The sequence below is a fragment of the Celeribacter baekdonensis B30 genome, from assembly GCF_000299875.1.
Taxonomy (GTDB): domain Bacteria; phylum Pseudomonadota; class Alphaproteobacteria; order Rhodobacterales; family Rhodobacteraceae; genus Celeribacter; species Celeribacter baekdonensis_A.
The window spans coordinates 233,084-252,299 of sequence record NZ_AMRK01000003.1; the positions used below are offsets into that span (position 1 = coordinate 233,084).

Genomic DNA, 19,216 nt, shown 5'->3' on the forward strand with positions numbered 1-19,216 from the left:
GCACGCTCATGATCTTTATGACCTGATTGAATTTGATAAATCGGGCCAGACATGGCACATGGGCTACAAACCCCCGGTCGGGCCGCCCGTCCGGGACCTTTTTCTTTGTCCGCGCGCCCTCGCGCCCCCTTATTCAGTCCCCCGGAGCCGCCATGACCGACGCCCCCCTGCCCAACGCCCTCTCCAAACTTCTCGAAACCCGCGATTGGCTGATGGCTGATGGGGCGACGGGCACAACGCTGTTCAACATGGGCCTGTCCTCTGGCGACGCGCCGGAGCTTTGGAATGTCGACAAACCCGAAAACATCACCCGGCTTTATCTGGGCGCAGTCGAGGCCGGGTCTGATATTTTTCTCACCAATTCCTTTGGCGGCACCGCCTCGCGCCTCAAATTGCACAAATCCGAACACCGCGTGCATGAGCTGAACAAAGCCGCCGCCGAAATCGGCCGCAACGTCGCTGATCGTGCCGGGCGTGTGGTGATTGTGGCCGGGTCCATGGGCCCGACCGGAGAGATCATGGAACCGATGGGACCGCTGTCTTATTCTGCCGCTGTCGAGATGTTCCACGAACAGGCCGAGGGGCTGAAAGCCGGTGGCGCCGATGTGGCGTGGATCGAAACCATCTCTGCCGCCGACGAATATAAAGCCGCCGCAGAAGGCGCGACTTTGGCCGGGCTGCCCTGGGTCGGCACGATGAGTTTTGACACGGCGGGGCGCACGATGATGGGCGTCACCTCGGCGCGACTTGCGGATATGGTTGAAAAAATGCCAACGCCTCCCGTAGCCTATGGCGCCAATTGCGGCACCGGCTCGTCGGATTTGTTGCGCACGGTTTTGGGCTTTTCAGCACAAGGCCATGAGCGCCCGATCATTGCCAAAGGCAACGCAGGTATCCCACGCTACATGGACGGGCACATCCATTATGATGGCACGCCCGAATTGATGGGCGATTACGCCTGTATGGCGCGCGATGCCGGGGCGACGATCATCGGCGGCTGCTGCGGCACCACGCCCGAACACCTGCGCGCCATGAAAGAGGCGCTTGAAACCCGTCCGCGCGGCGAGCGCCCAACCTTGGAACAGATCACCGCGAAACTTGGCGGATTTTCTTCGGCCTCAGATGGCACCGACGACAAAGGCCCCGCCAAACGCGAACGCTCCGGCCGTCGCCGGGCCCGCGATTGATCCATAGAGGAAAATGCAGATGACCCGCCCGGTCTCAGAACAGGCTCAATTGATCGCCCGCTTTGGGCGGCACCGCGAACAGATCCTGTTTGAGCGCGGGCAGCTTTGTCATGAGGCCGGTGCGGTTGAGCGCGATGTCAAAGCGTTGCGCCATGAGTTCGGCCCATTCGCCCTCGCCTCTCATCCGCTTGCCCCAATGGCTGTCATACACTTTACCGCCATGCAGCTCGCGCACGCGGTTCATCACCCGCTGCGCCCTGTCGGGCACATGGGTGGCCAGCCAATCTTCGAACAGGGGCGCGACTTCCAAAGGCAGACGCAACATGATGTAGCCTGCGGCCCTGGCGCCGTGACTGGCGGCGGCACCCATGATGGCCTCCAGCTCGTGATCGGTCAGCGCCGGGATGATTGGCGCAATCATGACGCGCACGGGGATGCCCGCATCGGTCAAAAGGCGCATGGTTTTCAACCGCCGCGCCGGCACCGGAGCCCGAGGTTCGAGTTGTCGCGACAAGCGCGAGCCCAGGGTGGTGACGGACAGACCGACCTGCACCAGCCCCTTGGCCGCCATCGGTTTCAAAAGATCAATGTCGCGTTCGATCAACGTGCCTTTGGTGGTGATCGTGAGCGGATGATTGTACGCGGACAGCACCTCAAGCAGCCCGCGCATCACCCGATCACGCGCCTCGATCGGTTGGTAGGGATCGGTGTTTGTACCGATGGCGATCGGGGCCACCTTGTAAGATGCGGCGCTGAGTTCACGGGCCAAAACCTCCGCAGCGCCCTTTTTGCGGGTCAGTCGGGTTTCAAAATCCAAGCCCGCAGACAGCCCGAGATAGGCATGCGTGGGCCGCGCGAAACAGTAAGAACAGCCGTGTTCACAGCCCCGGTACGGGTTGATCGAGCGGTCAAACGGAATGTCGGGACTGTCGTTGCGGGTGATGATTTTGCGCGGACGTTCGTCCACGGTCGTGGTGCGCGCGATGGTTTGCTCAAGCTCGGCATCCCAGCCGTCGATAAAGGTTTCACGCGCCAGCCGTTCAAACCGGCCGCTGGCATTCGACTGTGCCCCGCGCGCCTTGGGCACCAGCCCAAGCGGCAGCGTATCGGCAAGCAAATCTGGGTGTTGAGTGGAATCATGAGCCATGCCCAAAATGTAGAACAAAATGAGAACATATGCCAATCCCCATTGCGCGGGACTTGGCAGAAATCACCGCACACACAGGCGCAGTTTGGCCCTGTCCAAGAAGGAAATGCAGATGTCTGACAATGAAGACGACCTGATCCTGTCCGATCTCAACGACGATGAATTGACCGAACAGATGATGGATGACCTCTATGACGGTCTGAAAGACGAGATCGAAGAATCCGTGCGCATCCTGTTGGAGCGGAAATGGACCCCTTACGACATCCTGACCAAAGCGCTGGTCTCGGGGATGCAGATCGTCGGCGACGATTTCCGCGACGGGATTTTGTTTGTCCCCGAAGTGCTGCGTGCGGCGCAGGCGATGAAGGGCGGCATGGCGATCCTGAAACCGCTTTTGGTCGAAACCGGCGCGCCAAAAATGGGCAAAATGGTCATCGGCACGGTCAAAGGCGACATTCATGACATCGGCAAAAACCTTGTGGCGATGATGATGGAAGGCGCGGGATTTGAGATCATTGACCTGGGCATCAACACCGAGGCCGCGAGTTACATTGGCACGGCAGAGGCCGAGGGCGCGGACATTATTGGCATGTCCGCCCTGTTGACCACGACCATGCCCTATATGAAAACCGTGATCGAGAGCCTGACCACACAGGGTCTGCGCGACAAATATATCGTGCTCTGCGGCGGTGCGCCCTTGAACGAAGAGTTCGGTCGGGCCATCGGCGCGGATGCCTATTGCGATGATGCGGCGATTGCGGTGGAAACCGCGAAACGCCTGATCGCCGCGCGCCACAATCAACTCTAACCACGTGCCCACGACCGCAGGAGCCAGACATGAAAATTGACAAATTGGCCTTAATCCTCGTGGTCGTGGGCGGCGCAATTTTAGGGACGCTGTGGTTGGGATCCATGATTTTGGCCAGTTTGCAAATGCCCCTGATGTGGCCTGTGGTGATCGTCGCCCTCGTCGTGGGCTATATCGCATGGCGCGTTCTGGAGGACCGTCTGTCGAGCGCCGAAGACGATCATTACGACAAAATTGAAAAGTAAAAGGGTCTATAAATGCTTGTTTTGACAACTGAAACCGTCGCCGGGAGTGAGGTGTCCGTCTCTCTTGGACTGGTGCGCGGATCGACCGTGCGGGCCAAACACATCGGCTCTGACATTGTCGCATCCCTGCGCAATATCGTCGGCGGCGAGGTGAAAGAATATGCCTCCCTCTTGGCCGGAGCCCGCGAACAGGCGATGGATCGGATGATCGCAGAGGCCACAGCACTTGGCGCAGATGCGATTGTCGCGGTGCGGTTTCAAACCTCGGCCATCGCCCAATCGGCGTCTGAGGTCATGTGCTATGGGACCGCGGTCAAACTGAAATGAACCCCGTTCCGCTCAGTGATGAGGCCCTGCGCGATCAGGGCCTCGATCAGGTCGGCACGGGCAAGACCTTGGTCATCGCCTGTGGCGCTTTGGCCCGCGAGGTCTTGGCCCTGATTGCGGCCAACGGGTTGGATCATCTGACGCTGACCTGCCTGCCCGCGATCTTACACAACACGCCCGAAAAAATCACCCCGGCGGTCGAGGCCGCGATCCTCAAGCACCGTGGGAAATATGACCATATCCTCGTGGCTTATGGGGATTGTGGCACCGGCGGGCAGTTGCAGAATTTATGTGAGAGATACGGGGCAGAGATGATCTCAGCCCCGCATTGTTACTCGTTCTTTGAAGGGGCCGAGGCTTTTGCCGCCCATGGCGAAGTCACGAGTTTCTACCTGACGGATTTTCTCGCCCGGCAATTTGACGCCTTTGTGTGGAAACCGTTGGGGTTGGATCGCTACCCGGATTTGCGTCACATGTATTTCGGCAATTACGAAAAACTGGTCTATCTGGCGCAAACCGAGGACGCGGATTTGACCGAGACGGCGCGCGTGTGTGCCGACCGTCTGGGCCTGACATTCGAACGTCGCTTTACCGGCTACGGCGATCTTGAACGGTTTATCCGCGCCTGATGCGATTACGCTTTGGCTTTGGCCGCCGTTTCGCGAATGCGGGTGACCATGGCCCGCAGCCCGTTTGAGCGTTGCGCAGACAGGTGTTCGTCCAAGCCCAACCGCGCCAATTCCGCAGGGGCATCGACGGCCATAACCTCGGGCAAAGTCAACCCGGCGTAGAGTTCGTGCAGAATGGCAATCAGCCCCTGAACGATCATCGCATCCGAGGCCCCGGCAAAGTCAAACCGTCCCTCTTCAACCGTTGGCACCAACCAGACTTGCGAGGCACAGCCCTCAACCTTGGTGGCGGGCACTTTGAACGCATCATCCAAGGGGGCGAAGGCCTTGCCCATCTCGATCACATGGCGATAACGGTCCTCCCAATCGTCCAGAAACTCAAAGGTTTCAACGATGTCTTCAAAGCGCTCCGTCGCCATCGGGTCTCTCCTTGTTCCGTTGACCCTTCACATAAGGCGTCAGGGGGAGAAGGTCCAGCATCCGCGCCGATTGCGACCCTTTTCAAGCCCGCTGTTTTCAGGTAGCCCTTGGGCAAAGAGATTTATGGGGAGAGGCCCGATGCGGCGTCAGGTGATTGTTTCTGGGTTGGTGCTCATGTTGGTAACGGGCTGCGCCTCGATCAAAGAGTCGCGGATCAATCCTCTGAACTGGTTTGGCAAATCCGAACCGGTCGCCGTGTTGAATGATGACACCGCTGTCACCGTCCTGCCCTCCTTGGCGCCGCGCAAAGGCTATCCGAACTTCGTTGACACCCGGCCCTTGGCGCCGGCCATTTCGGATGTCAACGTGGTCAAATCGGCCTCTGGTGCCATCATCACCGCCACCGCAACCCTGCCCACGCTTGGCTATTTCGACGCCGAACTGGTCCGTGTGGCCTCTGCGGATGCCTCTGTCGCCGCCTATGACTTCCGCCTGCGCCCACCGACCTCCGCCGCGCCCACGGGCACCGCCGCACAACGTCGGATCACCGCGGCCAAATCGCTCTCGAACGAAGATCTTGCGGGCATTCGTACCATCCTCATCAAAGGGGCCGCAGGCGCACGTCAAGTGCGGCGCTAAAACGGCGCGGGCCGCGCTCTGGCCCGCCTTTACATCCCGGCTTTGCCAAGACATCCTGCGCCTCGACGAAACACCTAAGAGGCGCGCGATGTCCCCCAACTCCCCCCGCAATATCATCATCGACACCGATCCGGGCCAAGACGACGCCATGGCGATCCTTTTGGCGCTTGGCTCGCCCGAAGAGGTGAACGTCCTCGGCATCACCGTGGTCGCCGGAAACGTGCCTTTGGCCTTAACCGCAAAGAACGCGCGCAAGGTCTGCGAAGTGGCCGGGCGGCCCGATGTCAAAGTGTTTGAAGGCTGCGACCGCCCGCTGGCGCACACGTTGGTAACGGCGGAGCATGTGCATGGCAAGACCGGGCTGGACGGTATCGAATTGCCCGATCCAGTGATGCCGCTCCAGGATCAAAACGGCGTCGATTTCATCATCGACACGTTGCGAGCGGAACCTGCGGGCACGGTGACGCTCTGTCCTTTGGGGCCTTTGACCAATATTGCGACAGCATTCAACAAGGCGCCGGATATTATTGAAAAGGTTCAGGAAATCGTTTTGATGGGAGGTGCATATTTTGAGGTCGGCAATGTCACTCCTGCCGCCGAATTCAACATTTACGTTGACCCGGAAGCCGCTGATATTGTGTTTAAATCTGGCGTTCAACTGACCGTTATGCCACTCGATTGCACCCATAAGGTGCTGGTGACCGCTCCGCGCCTTCAGGCCTTTCGCGACTTTGGCACCCATCTGGGCGATGTTGTGGCCGGGTGGCTGGACTTTTTTGAGCGCTTCGATGTCGAAAAATATGGCTCGCTGGGCGGCCCGCTGCATGACCCGACCGTGATCGCTTATCTGATCAAGCCCGAGTTGTTTTCGGGGCGGTTTATCAATGTCGAGATTGAAACCCATTCCGATCTGACCCGTGGCATGACCGTTGCCGATTGGTGGGGGGTCACAAACCGCGCGCCAAATGCAATGTTTATGGCGGAGGCTGATGCGGACGGGTTTTTCGCGCTTTTGACCGAAAGGGTGGCGCGGCTGAACGGATGAGCTAAGTAAACGCGTGACACGAAACGGAGGGCGCGACATGGTCCAATTTGACAACAGCTACGCCCGACTGCCGGAGCGGTTTTATACCAAGATCGCCCCCGAAGAGGTGCCCGCCCCCGAGATGGTGCTGTTCAACGCAGAGCTTGCGGCGCAGTTGGGTGCCTCCGATTGGGACGCATCGGTGTTTGCCGGAAATGTGATCCCGGACGGGGCCGATCCTCTGGCACAGGTCTACGCCGGGCATCAGTTTGGCGGTTGGTCGCCACGTTTGGGCGACGGGCGCGCGGTGTTGTTGGGTGAGGCTGTCACAGAGCATGGCCGATTTGACATCCACCTCAAAGGCGCGGGCCGCACCCCCTATTCGCGCAATGGCGATGGGCGGGCGTGGATCGGTCCGGTGTTGCGTGAATTTATCGTCAGCGAATTTATGCATGCTGCGGGGGTTCCGACCACGCGCGCCTTGGCCGCCGTGCGCACCGGCGCGCGGGTGCAACGCGAACGCGCCCTGCCCGGCGCGATCCTCACACGGGTCGCGGCCAGCCATATTCGCGTCGGCACGTTTCAATATTTCACCGCGCAGGAGGATGTGGAAGCGGTGAGTGTTCTCGCCGATCACGTCCGCGCCCGGCACTTCCCCGAAGCAAAAGGCACGCTGGGCCTATATGAGGCGATCCTTGCAGCCCAGGCGCGATTGATCGCCAAATGGATGGGCTTGGGCTTTGTCCATGGGGTGATGAACACCGACAATATGGCCGTCTCCGGCGAGACCATCGACTATGGTCCCTGCGCCTTTATCGACGGCTATTCGCCCAAGGCGGTGTATTCCTCAATCGACCGACAGGGCCGCTATGCCTATGAGCAACAGCCCTCGATCGCGCATTGGAATTTGGCGCAGCTTGGGTCGTGTTTGGTGCCGTTGATGGAGGTCGAACTTGGGTCGCAAGCGCAGGCGATTGACGCGCTGTCCGAGGTGTTGAACCGATTTCCCATGCTTTATCAGGCCGAGTGGCGGCGGGTGTTTGGGGCGAAAATTGGCCTTGCGGATGCTGCCGAGGACGATGTGCCCTTGGTCCAGGACCTCTTGGCCCTGATGGCCCAGGACGGGGCCGATTTCACCAATGTGTTCCGTGGCTTGTCGGACGGCACTGCGCGGGATTGGCTGTTGGATCGCGAGGCGTTTGATCGCTGGTCTGAGCGTTGGGAGGCGCGGCGGTCCGCAGATTTTGCCGCCCACATGGCGCGCGCCAACCCCGCCGTGATCCCGCGCACGCATCGGATTGAACAGGCGATTGAAGCCTCTTTGGCGGGCGATGACAGTCTGGCCCTACGGCTGGTGCGGGTGTTGTCCACGCCATTTGATCTGGCGGAGGCAGACCGCGACTTGATCCAACCGCCTGCCGAGGATGAGGTGGTGGCACAGACGTTCTGCGGCACCTAATGGAGTTGGGCAAGCCCGTCTATTTGGAGCGAAATTTGCCGAACAAACGGGCATTGCGGGTGATGAAATCGCGAAACAATCCGGCGAACGGGCCCGCGAACAGCGACCCCCGCTCGCGCGCCACATAGAGCGCGCCTGAGATGGCCCCAATCAAACCGCCGCCGGCATCGACGATCAAATCCCACATCGTGTCTTGTAGGCCGGATTTTTGCATGTTGGTGCCAAAGGCTTGGTCCATAGCATATTCAAAAATCTCCCAAAGCGCGCCGATGGACATGGCAAAGCAAAAGGCAAACATGCCGATGGCCCAAGGCGGTGCGGCGTAGCGGTCGCCTTGGAACAGGATGAAAATCGCCACAAACCCGATCAAGCCAAAGCCAAGCGCGGAGCCTGCGTGCAGCACCACATCCCACCACCAATAGCGATTGTAAAAATCGCCCACCTCGCCCAAAAACAATGTGGCAAACAGGAACAGCACGATCCCCGCCATGAAAGAGCGCGGGACATAAATGTGGTAGCGGCTTGCAAACAGCAGCGGCAAAAGCGTCAACCCAAAAGTACCGAGCGCCACAAAGGACGACGCGTAGCGCGCCGTGATCAGCCCGGCACAAAATTCAAAGATCAGCGCCAGCCAAACCAGTCGCATCACCAATGGCTGAGATTTGGCGTTTTTGAACAACCGTTTCATATCTGTCCTTCACTGTCGCGCCGCACTGCCGCACATAAGGGGCAGCCCAAACAAGACCTCTGCGATGGGATGCAATCCAAGGCCTGCGTTCCTATGTTAGTCATATGATGACGAAGAAGGAAATGGGCGCCCTGCGCCTCGCCTCGTATAACCTGCGCAAATGCCGCGGGACCGATGGGTTGCGCGCGCCGGGACGCATCCTGGATGTGATCAACACGATGGAGGCCGATGTGGTGGCGCTGCAAGAGGCGGACATGCGACTGGGCGCGCGCCCGGCCGCCCTGCCCGCCCGGATGATCGACACCCATACGGATTTTGTCGCGCTTCCCCTCAACACCTCCCCGGTGTCTTTGGGATGGCATGGCAATGCAATTTTACTGCGCAAAGGGACGGTGGCGGAGGCCACGCATCGGCTCACCCTGCCGGGGTTGGAGGCGCGCGGCGCGGTGGCCGTTGATGTGCCGGGGCTGCGGATTGTGGGGGTGCATCTTGGGCTGTTGCGGTCGTCGCGGCAAAAGCAACTCCATGCCATTCTCGATCAGCTGCACGCGTTTGACACCCGCCCCACCGTGATCCTTGGCGATTTCAACGAATGGTCCGCGCACAGAGGCCTTGATCCACTGCGCGCCACCTTTGACATTCTCGCCCCCGGTCGCAGCTTTCACGCCGCCCGCCCGATGGCGGCACTGGACCGGATCGCCCTGACCGAGGGGCTTGAAATGCGCGACGCCGGGGTGATGGAAACGGTCCTGTCGCGCCGGGCCTCCGATCATTTGCCGATCTGGGCCGATGTGGCACAGCGGGATGCGCATATTTTCCCCTAGGCGCGCGCGCCTCGCCTGTTAAACAGACGGCATTGACTGGCAAAGGCTTTCCCCTATGACACTTCTGCAAATCGCCTCGCTTTTGATCGTCCTCGCAGGCGCGTTCGGCGCGATCAATTACCTGTTTCTCAAACTCCCGTCCTCCATCGGCATTCTCGTCGTCGCCCTGATTGCCTCGCTGGTGATCATCGGCTTGGACGCGATTTTCCCCGCCTCCCTGGTCGAAGAAACCATCCGCACCGAGGTCATGGCTTTTGATTTCTCGGACACGTTGCTGGAGGGCATGTTGGGGCTGTTGCTGTTTGCAGGCGCGCTGCATGTCAAAATCTCTGATCTGCGGGCGCAATGGGTGCCAGTGTTTTTGATGGCCACCTTGGGGGTCGGCCTTTCAACCGTGGTGGTTGGCGTGGGCTTTAGCTGGATGACCGGGATGCCTTTGTTGATCGCGCTCACCTTTGGGGCGCTGATTTCGCCGACCGATCCGGTGGCCGTTCTGGGTGTGTTGCGTCAGGCGTCTTTGCCGAAAAGTCTTGAGACCAAAATCGCCGGAGAAAGCCTGTTCAACGATGGGGTTGGCTATGTGGTTTACCTTGTTTTGGTTGGGCTGGCCTTTGGCGCGACAGGTGGGCATGGCGATACGCATAATGCGGACAGCGCGGTACAGGGCGCGGCAAAACTTTTTGCTCAGGAGGCCATAGGCGGCGCGCTTTTGGGGCTCGTTTTGGGCTGGCTGACCTTCCGCGTCATGCGGTTGATTGACGATTACGCGCTTGAGGTGTTGATCACGCTCGGGCTGGCATTTGGTGGCTATGAGCTTGCCGTGGCGCTACAGGTCTCCGCGCCGATCATGGCGGTCTGTGCCGGGCTGTTGATCGGTGACGTCGGCGCGAAATACGGCATGTCGGAAGAGACCCGGCGCTATGTCGATGCGTTTTGGAAGATGATCGACGAGATTCTCAACGCCATCCTGTTCTTGATGATCGGGTTTGAAGTCTTTGCCGTGGCCTTTGACATGTCGTCGGTTTTGGGCGGTGCAATGGCGGTGCTTTTGGCGCTTTTGGCCCGGCTCACCGCCGTGGCCGTGCCCGTGCTGTTGCTCAAACCCTTCCGCAGTTTTTCCAAAGGCACCATCCCGATCATGACATGGGGTGGGCTGAAGGGCGGCATCTCGGTCGCCCTCGCCCTCTCACTGCCGGACAGCGAATGGAAACCGGTGATCCTGACCGCGACCTATATCGTCGTGGTGTTCTCGATTATCGTTCAGGGCCTGACCGTTGCGCCTTTGGCCAAACGCATGGGCCGCGAACCGGGGTTGGATGTATGACGACCTATCTCACCTATGATGTGTTCACCGATCGCCCGTTTGGCGGCAATCCTTTGGCGGTGATCCCCGATGCGGCACATCTGCCCGAGGATCAGTTGCAAAAGATTGCGCGGGAATTCAATTACTCTGAAACGGTGTTTCTTTTGCCGCCCCAAGACCCCGGCAACACCGCACGTCTCCGAATTTTTACGCCGACGATGGAGGTGCCCTTTGCCGGGCATCCGACCATCGGCGCGGCTGTGGCGCTCTGCGAGTTGGGGCACGGGCCACGGATGCGGTTGGAGTTGCCTGTTGGCGTAATCGCGGCTGAGGCCAGAGACGGCGCGGCCGCGTTTACCGCGTCGCAGCCGCTGGACATCCTCGCGGAGCCCGCCCCCGACTTGGTGACCCGCGCTTTGGGCCTTATGGTGTCCGATCTCGCCACCGCCCCGGTGATGGCCAGCATGGGCTTGGCCTTTACCTTTGTCGAACTGACCTCACGGGAGGCGCTGTCACGCATCACCATCGACATTGCGGCCCTGCGCGACGGTCACGCCCGCCATCCGCAGGGGTTGGATTTTGCCCTGGCGCCCTATGTCCGCGATGGCGAGACGATCCACATGCGGATGTTTGCGCCACTGGACAATATTCCCGAAGACCCGGCGACCGGATCAGCGGCAGCGGCTTTAGGGCGTTTGCTCTGTGAGGTGGAGGGGCGCGATCTGGCTTTGATGATCCACCAGGGCGAAGACATGGGGCGACCGTCGCGCATCGCCGTGACTGCCACGCCAAAGGCCGTGACCATCGAAGGGCGCGCGGTCCGGATGATGCAAGGGCGGCTCTGCTTTTAGCTGCCTCGCACAGGCCGCGCGCCGCAACACGCCTTTTCAACCCGTGTGATCAAAAACTGGGCTGGACCATTCCGGCCCGTTTTCCTACCCTAGAGCCACATTGACCCGGAGGCCCGATGTCTAACACGATCCTATCTCGTTGCGAGGCCAAGGGGCTGCGCCTGACCGAACAGCGTCGGGTGATTGTCTCCGTGTTGGAGGAGGCTGAGGATCATCCCGACGTCGAAGAATTGCATCGGCGCGCTGCCGCCAAGGATCAGGGTATTTCGCTGGCCACGGTGTACCGCACGGTGAAATTGTTTGAAGAGCGCGGGATTTTGGAAAAGCTGGCCTTCGGCGATGGCCGCGCCCGCTATGAGGCGGCAGATCGCGCCCATCACGATCACCTGATTGACATCGAAACCGGCGCAGTGATCGAATTTGTCGACCCTGAAATCGAAGCCCTGCAAAAACAGATCGCGGACCGGCTAGGCTATGATCTCAAGGGCCATCGCTTTGAATTATACGGCGTGCGCAAAAAGCCCTGACCCCTTTTTGCACCCCCCATCTGCGGCTTTGATCCGGGGTGCGGGCTTGCGAGACGCACGAGAACACGGCAATCGGGAGGGCAACACAAAGGTCCGCTCCGATGAACAATCTCAATGCCATCCTTCTCGTCGTCGCCGCTATGGCCAGTTTCACGGTCGAGGATATGTTTATCAAACGCCTTTCTGCCGCCCTGCCGGTGGGCGAGATTTTGGCGTTGATCGCGATCGGGAGTTGTATCGTCTTTGGGATTATCGCCTGGATCAAGGGCAATGCGATCTTTGCCCGGCGCAATTGGCGCCCGGTGATTTTGGCCCGCGCCGGGACCGAAGCCTTTGCCGCACTGTCCTTTGCCACGGCGCTGTCCTTGGTGGATATTTCCACCGTCGGCGCGGTGTTTCAATCCATGCCTTTGGTGGTGACCATGGGGGCGGCGTTGTTTTTGAATGAATCGGTCGGCTGGCGGCGCTGGGTGGCGATTGTCATCGGCTTCGTCGGGGTTTTGATGATCATTCGCCCCGGACTTTCCGGCTTTGAACCCGAGGCCTTGTGGGTGCTCGTGGCCGTCCTGTCCGTGGCGATCCGCGACCTGATGACCCGCGTCATGGACGCCGCTGTGCCCTCCAATGTCGTGTCGTTTCAGGCCTATCTGACGGTCGCAGTCGCATCTGTCGCAATGCTCGCGCTCACCCCCGGCACACCGCCGCTGATGCCCGATGCCCCTGAGGCGCTGATGGTTCTCGCCGGGATCGTGTTTGGCACCATTGGCTATGCCTGTATCGTGGCAGGGATGCGGTTGGGCGATGCGTCCGCCGTCACCCCGTTTCGCTACACGCGGTTGGTGTTCACCATGTTGGTGGGGATCGCGGTGTTTGGCGAACGACCCGATCTGATGACCTATCTCGGCTCCGCGCTGATCATCGCTTCCGGCCTCTACGCCTATCTGCGCGAACGCAAACTGGCGCGGCTTTCGGTGGCGACACTTGGCGAGGAAGTACAAACGCACGGGTTTTGAGCGGGGTCCTGATGAATTGAAGACATGGATGAAAGGCGTGATCTGCGACGGAAATATGCCGAGTTGATTGCGACGATAGAAAAGACTTCGTCTATGAAATCTGCGTCAAATCCCCTGAGTATGCGCAGGACAAGCCAAAGTGAGGTCAGTCTGCATAGGGCTCAAATTCACCATTTGCCCAAACCATGACGATCTACTTACGCCAATCTCCCCACTTTGACCCAAATAAGTTACCGCTAACGCCACTTCTGTCATACAACCCTCAAAGAAGCGCGCGATGTTAGCGCTCAATTGTTGACGCGCGCGTCTTGACTGGTATCAAAGCACCAACGTGACGCGCGAGGCTTGCGCCGAACACCCATGCTACCCAATCTCACAAAGGGACCTCCGCCATGAGCACCATCATCGACATCATCGGCCGCGAAATTCTTGACAGCCGTGGCAACCCCACCGTCGAAGTCGACGTCATTCTGGAAGACGGCACCATGGGCCGCGCCGCTGTGCCGTCAGGGGCCTCGACCGGCGCGCATGAAGCCAATGAAAAACGCGACGGCGACAAATCCCGTTACATGGGCAAAGGCGTTTTGGAAGCTGTGGCTGCGGTCAATGGCGAGATTTTGGAAGCGCTGGTCGGCATGGACGCGACCGAGCAGGAAGCCATCGACGCGGTGATGATGGAACTCGACGGCACGCCGAACAAATCCCGCCTTGGCGCCAACGCCATTTTGGGCGTCTCTTTGGCCTGTGCCAAAGCCGCCGCCGATTACTCCGCCTTGCCGCTCTACCGCTACATCGGCGGGTCCGCCGCGCGCATCCTGCCGGTGCCGATGATGAACATCATCAACGGCGGCGAACATGCCGACAACCCGATCGACATCCAGGAATTCATGATCATGCCGGTCTCCGCTGCGAACATCAAAGAGGCCATCCGCATGGGCTCCGAAGTGTTCCACACGTTGAAAAAAGAGCTCTCGGCGGCGGGCTACAACACCGGGATCGGCGACGAAGGCGGCTTTGCGCCCGCCATCAACTCCGCCCGCGAAGCGCTTGATTTCATCATGAAATCCATCGAGAAAGCCGGCTACAAACCCGGCGAGGACATCTACCTCGCACTGGACGCCGCCTCGACCGAATATTACGTCGATGGCAAATATGAAATGAAGGGCGAAGGCAAATCTTTGACCTCCGCCGAGAACGCCGATTACCTCGCCGCGCTTTGTGCCGATTACCCGATCATCTCGATCGAAGACGGCATGGCCGAGGACGATTGGGCCGGTTGGAAACTGTTGACCGAGAAGCTGGGCGACAGCGTGCAACTCGTCGGTGACGATCTGTTCGTGACCAACCCCGTGCGCTTGGCCGATGGGATTGCTCAGGGCGTGGCCAACTCGATGCTGGTCAAAGTCAACCAGATCGGCACCCTGTCTGAAACCCTCAAAGCCGTCGATATGGCCCACCGCGCCCGCTACACCAACGTGATGTCGCACCGCTCGGGCGAAACCGAAGACGCCACCATCGCCGATCTGGCCGTGGCGACCAACTGTGGCCAAATCAAAACCGGCTCCCTGTCGCGGTCGGACCGGATGGCCAAATACAACCAGTTGATCCGCATTGAGGAACAGTTGGGTGCAACGGCGGAATATGCCGGGACGTCTATTTTGAAGAAATAAGCGTCAATGCTTGACGGAATGAGAAAAGCCCCGCCAGATTGGTGGGGCTTTTTGTTAATGGTGGGAATTGGCAAGCATGAGCAAGAACAATGACCATCACTATATCCCCAAAGGTCTTCTCAAAGAGTTCGCAATTTCGGGCAAACGTAACCTGTTTTTCTACGACAAAGAAAAACCAGAAAAAGGCGTTGAACAACGAAATATAGGCAGCATTTTCTACAAAAAGCATCTGAACACATTTCACATGCATGATGGTACAAAAAACAAATCACTTGAGAAATTTTACGATAAAGAATTCGAGAATTATCTTCCCGATATTGTAGGAAAATTGAAGTCTCAATTTACAGCACTACCGGATGCATTGACGGAAGAGGAAGAGAAAATTCTTATCCAGTTCTTTTTCAATCACATGTTTCGCTCCCCCGATGTACACGGACCAATGTTAGAGCGTCATACCTCTGAAGCAGAGTATTCGATGCAGCAAATCGACAATATCCGGGTCGCGGCCTTGCGTGACCAACCCAAGGACCTTCTCGATTTTCTGTCAAAGATACCAGTTGTCCTTGCGAAACCGTCAAACCCCAAAGATATTTTCATTGTCGGCAGTAATCCTGTATTGCGCCTACTAAATAGAGGGGCAAAATCAGGCGGCCTTAAAGATGGAAAAGTAGAATTGTGGGCAGCCTTCGGCTCAAAACTTGCAGTTGGATTCGTTTCAGGCTGGAAAGGCGGAGAAACCGTACTTTTGAATAGCCGCCAAATGCTGAGTTGGAATGTGCGATGGGCTGCGCAAAGTACAAGTTTCGCAGGACGCTCCAAACCTCTCATATCCAAGCTCTCTAAACGGTTTGGAGTGGGTAATTAACGTGAAAGCTTGGGCTATCAAGTTTTGAAAATGCACATCTTGCCAATCCGGCTATCCTGCGACAGTGTCCACCCATGACCCACACATCCCCTCTCCCCGCCTCGCCTCTTCCTGACGGTATCCACCCCCTCCCCTCCGGCAAGCTGGCGGCGGTGGTGACTTATCTTGAGATGACCAGTCGTCCCGCGCCACGCGATGTGGCGGAGCCTGAGGGCGTGGCATTGGTGGCGCATGAGGCGGCGGATTTGGCGTGGTATCGCGGGCTGTATCGCGCGGTCGGCGAGGATTGGCTGTGGTTCTCGCGGCTGTATATGGAGGATGCGGCGCTGGCAGCGATCCTGCATCATAAGGATGTTGAGGTCTCTGCGTTGACCAAAGACGGGCGGGCGTTGGGGCTGTTGGAATTGGATTTCCGCGACCCGGACAACACGGAGTTGACATTTTTTGGCCTGTCGAAAGAGTTGATCGGCACGGGTGCTGGGCGGTGGATGATGGAGCGGGCGCTGGATTTGGCGTTCAAGCGCCCGATCACACGGCTGTTCGTGCACACCTGTACGCTCGACAGCCCGCAGGCGGTGGGATTTTACATCCGTTCGGGCTTTGTGCCCTATGGTCGAGCCATCGAGGTGATGGACGATCCACGCATGAATGGCCCGGTGCGGGGCGATGCGGCCGGCCATATCCCCAAGATTTGAGAGCGTTTGCCATGAACACCCCCACCGCCGAAGCGTTGATCCAGCGCCTGAAGTTACAGCCCCATCCCGAGGGCGGATATTTTCGTCAGACATGGGTGGCAAAGGCCAAAGACGGCACACGTCCGGCGGGAACCTGCATCTATTTCCTACTGAAAGCGGGCGAGAACAGCCATTGGCACCGCGTCGATGCGGTCGAAATCTGGCACTACTACGCCGGGGCGCCGCTGATCCTGTCACTGTCTGAAACGGACGGCGGTCCGGCACGGGATGTGATTTTAGGACCCGATTTCGCACAGGGCCAAGAGCCACAACGGATTGTTCCAAAAGGGGTTTGGCAGGCCGCCCGCAGCACAGGCGACTATACGCTGGTGGGCTGTACCGTCTCGCCCGGCTTCCGGTTTGAGGGGTTTGAACTGGCCCCTGTTGGGTTTGACATCGCCCGCGCGTGAGCCGCGCCGATCAGTCCGGGAAACGCGCGCGACCACTCGTCAGGACAGGAGAAAACAGGCCAGACGTCCCGCAAGACCACAAACGCCAAGGCCAAACCAAAGCAAAATGCGCCATCCAGTCCCGTACCCTTCCCGGCCTACGCCCGCCTTGCCTCTTGACGGCGGAAGGCGGCCAAAGACGAAGGCTATGGGAAGCGCCATGGGACAGGAAACAAACACCAGCGGCAATGACAATGGCCTTACATGACGCCCTCCCGGCAAAGCAGCGGGGAAATCCACAGTCTTTTTCCCCGCCCATTCCCCCCAAAGGTAAGGATTTCCACACTAGCCCCAAACTAACGCAAGGCTAACTTAGCGTCAGTTAAAGAGTGCGGGAACGTGTGGTGTGTTTACCTGTCCCGTTGGGTTGGTGGAGTAAGCGCTGGTCGGTCAGGAGGGGCTGGGGGGGAACCGCCACTCTGCCTGCCCGCCAGCCACGTTCCACATCTCAGCTGTCAAACTCTGATCTTTCCCAATAGCTTTCCAATAGAATCGGCCAGTTCATGCCGCAACTGCATTCGCGCCTTTGGTCGGGTCGGTCGCAAGACCCGACCCACCATGGTCCCGATAGCCGCGAAACATCCCGTCCCTCTAGGCTCACATCAAGAGGCGCGCTGAGAAGAACCTGTAGACCACAGGGCAAAGCGCCTCGAACAGACTGGGAGGAAAGTCACATGAATCTTATCAACGCTTTGGCGATTTCTATCGGCGTGCTGGCGTCGGTCGCCACATATCTTTGCCTTGGGACCGGATTGGGCCTACAGGTTTGGGCGCTCTTTATTGGCTGGGGCGCCTATTATCACACCGGGGGCACCGCCGCCTCCATCAGCAAATGCGCCATCAACCACGCCTGGGGCGCGGTTGTCGCCACGGCCGCCTTGTTTGTTGTGGCAACGGTTGGCGGTTCGGTCGCAGTCACCTCGATCATTGTTGGCCTGTCGGTTGTGGTGCTTGTGCTGGGCGCGCATCTTCCGGCCTTGGCCACCATCCCGGCGGCGGTTTATGGCTATGCCGCAACCGCAGGGTTTGCGCTTTTGTCCGGCGTGGCGATTGGCGATCTGGTCGCATCCGCGCAGGCCACGGTGATGGTTCTGGTGTCGATGATCATCGGCACGCTGTTTGGCTTTGTCTCTGAAAAGGGTGCAGGCCTGTTGACCGCAAAATCGGACGCGGCCGAAGCCGCCTAAAGCGGTCCGAACGACAAAACACCCCCGTCCACCATGGATCGGGGGTGTTTTGCCCAAACCTTACGGGTCAGCCTTACTGCCGGGTTTCGACACACGCCCACCGCCAATCGCCGCCCGCACCCCTGTGGTCGCAGGGCATGAGGTCGGCAAGCCGCGTTTGACGCGCATGGCGAGAAAGGCAAAGGCCTGTGCTTCCAACATATCGCCATCCAAACCGACCTCTTCCACCGGGAGCACCGGGCACTCAAGATCACCGGCGACCCCGGCGGCGAGCATGGTCATCAAAGTGGCGTTGTGCCGCCCTCCGCCCGTGACATACAGCGCGCTCGGTGGGGCGGGACAATGCTCCATCGCGCGGGCAACGCAGGCGGCAGAGAAGGCGGTCAAGGTGGCGGCGGCATCGGCATCTGTCAAAGTTGAAACCGCATTTATGATGCCGTGAAAATCGTTCCGGTCCAGAGACTTGGGCGGCATTTTGTAAAAATACGGAAGCTCCAGCCCCATCGACACGGCGGCCATATCGGGCGTGCCACTGGCGGCCAAAGCGCCATCGGCATCATAGGCCAATCCGCGGCGTTCGCGCATCAGATCATTGACCGGGGCGTTGGCAGGACCAGTGTCAAAGGCCAGCAAAGCGCCCGCCTCTGACGGATCGGCGACGCGCGGGTCGACCCAAGTCAGATTGCCAACCCCACCCATATTGAGAAAAGCCATCGGGGACGTCGCACCGATGCGACGGGCCAAAGCGTGATGGTAAAACGGCGCAAGCGGCGCGCCCTGCCCGCCCATTTCGACATCCGCGCTGCGAAAATCCCACACCACAGGCACGTCGAACAGCTCGGCCAAAACCGCGCCATCGCCAGCCTGATAGGTGCGGCCCATGTCGGGATCATGAGCCAGTGTTTGACCATGAAAGCCAATAAGATCAACCCCTTTGAGGGTTGAAAGCGCTTCCGCATGGGCGGTTTCGATCAGCTCGCACAGCCCTTTTGAGGCGGACCACCCTCCCAGTTCGGCGCGCAACAGCGCCTGTTCCGGCTCAGAATAGGGTCGAAAATGGCTATCGCCGAATTCGAAAATCTCAATCCCATCGGTCAGGACCATGGCCACATCGACCCCATCCAACGAGGTGCCGGACATACATCCGGCCACCCAGATTGGCTCTGCTCTACTGATACCGCGCATGACACTCTTTCCCTTTGGCCTTTGCCCGGATATAT

22 protein-coding genes are annotated in these 19,216 nt (G+C 59.2%); 18 read left to right on the plus strand and 4 right to left on the minus strand.

Features of this window, described 5'->3' with window-relative positions; genetic code table 11:
• Positions 1-167: 167 nt before the first annotated feature.
• The gene (bmt, locus tag B30_RS06960; protein WP_040402051.1) at positions 168-1,187 is read left to right on the plus strand and encodes a betaine--homocysteine S-methyltransferase; all 1,020 of its coding nucleotides are present in this window, start codon (positions 168-170) and stop codon (positions 1,185-1,187) included.
• A 34-nt stretch (positions 1,188-1,221) separates the two neighbouring features.
• Here bmt and B30_RS06965 read toward each other — a convergent pair whose 3' ends face one another.
• Positions 1,222-2,370, minus strand: coding sequence for a PA0069 family radical SAM protein (locus B30_RS06965; RefSeq protein WP_009571336.1), 1,149 nt, complete (start codon positions 2,368-2,370; stop codon positions 1,222-1,224).
• A 76-nt stretch (positions 2,371-2,446) separates the two neighbouring features.
• Here B30_RS06965 and B30_RS06970 point away from each other — a divergent pair, with 76 nt between their 5' ends.
• Genes B30_RS06970 through B30_RS06985 form a run of 4 tightly spaced genes read left to right on the plus strand, consistent with a single transcriptional unit; the run spans position 2,447 to position 4,343 of the window.
• Positions 2,447-3,142 (plus strand): corrinoid protein, encoded by a 696-nt coding sequence (locus B30_RS06970; RefSeq protein WP_009571337.1) that lies wholly within the window; start codon positions 2,447-2,449, stop codon positions 3,140-3,142.
• 29 nt (positions 3,143-3,171) lie between these two features.
• On the plus strand, positions 3,172-3,387 hold the full coding sequence (locus B30_RS06975) for a hypothetical protein (protein ID WP_009571338.1): 216 nt from the start codon (positions 3,172-3,174) through the stop codon (positions 3,385-3,387).
• Between the two features lie 12 nt (positions 3,388-3,399).
• Positions 3,400-3,714: a YbjQ family protein gene (locus tag B30_RS06980; protein ID WP_009571339.1), complete on the plus strand. Its 315-nt coding sequence runs from the start codon at positions 3,400-3,402 to the stop codon at positions 3,712-3,714.
• Complete coding sequence (locus tag B30_RS06985) at positions 3,711-4,343, plus strand: DUF1638 domain-containing protein (RefSeq protein ID WP_009571340.1); 633 nt, start codon at positions 3,711-3,713, stop codon at positions 4,341-4,343. Before B30_RS06980 ends, B30_RS06985 begins: the two co-directional genes overlap by 4 nt.
• Positions 4,344-4,348: 5 nt before the next feature.
• Here B30_RS06985 and B30_RS06990 read toward each other — a convergent pair whose 3' ends face one another.
• On the minus strand, positions 4,349-4,762 hold the full coding sequence (locus B30_RS06990) for a SufE family protein (protein WP_009571341.1): 414 nt from the start codon (positions 4,760-4,762) through the stop codon (positions 4,349-4,351).
• 139 nt (positions 4,763-4,901) lie between these two features.
• Between B30_RS06990 and B30_RS06995 the strand changes: the two genes are divergently transcribed.
• The 3 genes from B30_RS06995 (at position 4,902) to B30_RS07005 (ending at position 7,885) form a co-directional block, all read left to right on the plus strand.
• Positions 4,902-5,402: a putative lipoprotein gene (locus tag B30_RS06995; protein WP_009571342.1), complete on the plus strand. Its 501-nt coding sequence runs from the start codon at positions 4,902-4,904 to the stop codon at positions 5,400-5,402.
• An 88-nt stretch (positions 5,403-5,490) separates the two neighbouring features.
• On the plus strand, positions 5,491-6,447 hold the full coding sequence (locus B30_RS07000) for a nucleoside hydrolase (RefSeq protein ID WP_009571343.1): 957 nt from the start codon (positions 5,491-5,493) through the stop codon (positions 6,445-6,447).
• 37 nt (positions 6,448-6,484) lie between these two features.
• On the plus strand, positions 6,485-7,885 hold the full coding sequence (locus tag B30_RS07005) for a protein adenylyltransferase SelO (protein WP_009571344.1): 1,401 nt from the start codon (positions 6,485-6,487) through the stop codon (positions 7,883-7,885).
• A 19-nt stretch (positions 7,886-7,904) separates the two neighbouring features.
• Here the strand turns inward: B30_RS07005 and B30_RS07010 are convergent, their stop codons facing one another.
• Entirely contained in the window at positions 7,905-8,573 is a 669-nt protein-coding gene (locus B30_RS07010) for a hypothetical protein (RefSeq protein WP_009571345.1), read from the minus strand.
• Positions 8,574-8,677: 104 nt separating this feature from the next.
• Between B30_RS07010 and B30_RS07015 the strand changes: the two genes are divergently transcribed.
• From B30_RS07015 to B30_RS07060, 10 genes are all read left to right on the plus strand, one after another.
• On the plus strand, positions 8,678-9,397 hold the full coding sequence (locus B30_RS07015) for an endonuclease/exonuclease/phosphatase family protein (protein ID WP_332835016.1): 720 nt from the start codon (positions 8,678-8,680) through the stop codon (positions 9,395-9,397).
• Between the two features lie 55 nt (positions 9,398-9,452).
• Positions 9,453-10,721 carry a cation:proton antiporter gene (locus tag B30_RS07020; protein ID WP_009571347.1) on the plus strand — a complete coding sequence of 423 codons (1,269 nt, stop codon included), beginning with the start codon at positions 9,453-9,455 and terminating at the stop codon, positions 10,719-10,721.
• Complete coding sequence (locus B30_RS07025; protein WP_009571348.1) at positions 10,718-11,551, plus strand: PhzF family phenazine biosynthesis protein; 834 nt, start codon at positions 10,718-10,720, stop codon at positions 11,549-11,551. The genes B30_RS07020 and B30_RS07025 overlap by 4 nt, the downstream gene beginning before the upstream one ends.
• Positions 11,552-11,667: 116 nt before the next feature.
• Positions 11,668-12,078 carry a Fur family transcriptional regulator gene (locus B30_RS07030; RefSeq protein WP_009571349.1) on the plus strand — a complete coding sequence of 137 codons (411 nt, stop codon included), beginning with the start codon at positions 11,668-11,670 and terminating at the stop codon, positions 12,076-12,078.
• Between the two features lie 101 nt (positions 12,079-12,179).
• The gene (locus tag B30_RS07035) at positions 12,180-13,091 is read left to right on the plus strand and encodes a DMT family transporter (protein ID WP_009571350.1); all 912 of its coding nucleotides are present in this window, start codon (positions 12,180-12,182) and stop codon (positions 13,089-13,091) included.
• Between the two features lie 392 nt (positions 13,092-13,483).
• Positions 13,484-14,761 (plus strand): phosphopyruvate hydratase, encoded by a 1,278-nt coding sequence (gene eno, locus B30_RS07040; protein ID WP_009571351.1) that lies wholly within the window; start codon positions 13,484-13,486, stop codon positions 14,759-14,761.
• A 76-nt stretch (positions 14,762-14,837) separates the two neighbouring features.
• Positions 14,838-15,626: a DUF4238 domain-containing protein gene (locus tag B30_RS07045; RefSeq protein ID WP_009571352.1), complete on the plus strand. Its 789-nt coding sequence runs from the start codon at positions 14,838-14,840 to the stop codon at positions 15,624-15,626.
• A gap of 74 nt (positions 15,627-15,700) precedes the next feature.
• On the plus strand, positions 15,701-16,321 hold the full coding sequence (locus tag B30_RS07050) for a GNAT family N-acetyltransferase (protein WP_040401997.1): 621 nt from the start codon (positions 15,701-15,703) through the stop codon (positions 16,319-16,321).
• A gap of 11 nt (positions 16,322-16,332) precedes the next feature.
• Positions 16,333-16,770 carry a cupin domain-containing protein gene (locus B30_RS07055; RefSeq protein ID WP_009571354.1) on the plus strand — a complete coding sequence of 146 codons (438 nt, stop codon included), beginning with the start codon at positions 16,333-16,335 and terminating at the stop codon, positions 16,768-16,770.
• Positions 16,771-17,483: 713 nt separating this feature from the next.
• Positions 17,484-17,996: a DUF1097 domain-containing protein gene (locus B30_RS07060; RefSeq protein WP_009571355.1), complete on the plus strand. Its 513-nt coding sequence runs from the start codon at positions 17,484-17,486 to the stop codon at positions 17,994-17,996.
• Positions 17,997-18,056: 60 nt separating this feature from the next.
• On the opposite strand, the gene B30_RS07065 is transcribed toward B30_RS07060, so the two are convergent.
• Positions 18,057-19,181 carry an anhydro-N-acetylmuramic acid kinase gene (locus B30_RS07065; protein ID WP_051130594.1) on the minus strand — a complete coding sequence of 375 codons (1,125 nt, stop codon included), beginning with the start codon at positions 19,179-19,181 and terminating at the stop codon, positions 18,057-18,059.
• Positions 19,182-19,216: the final 35 nt, after the last annotated feature.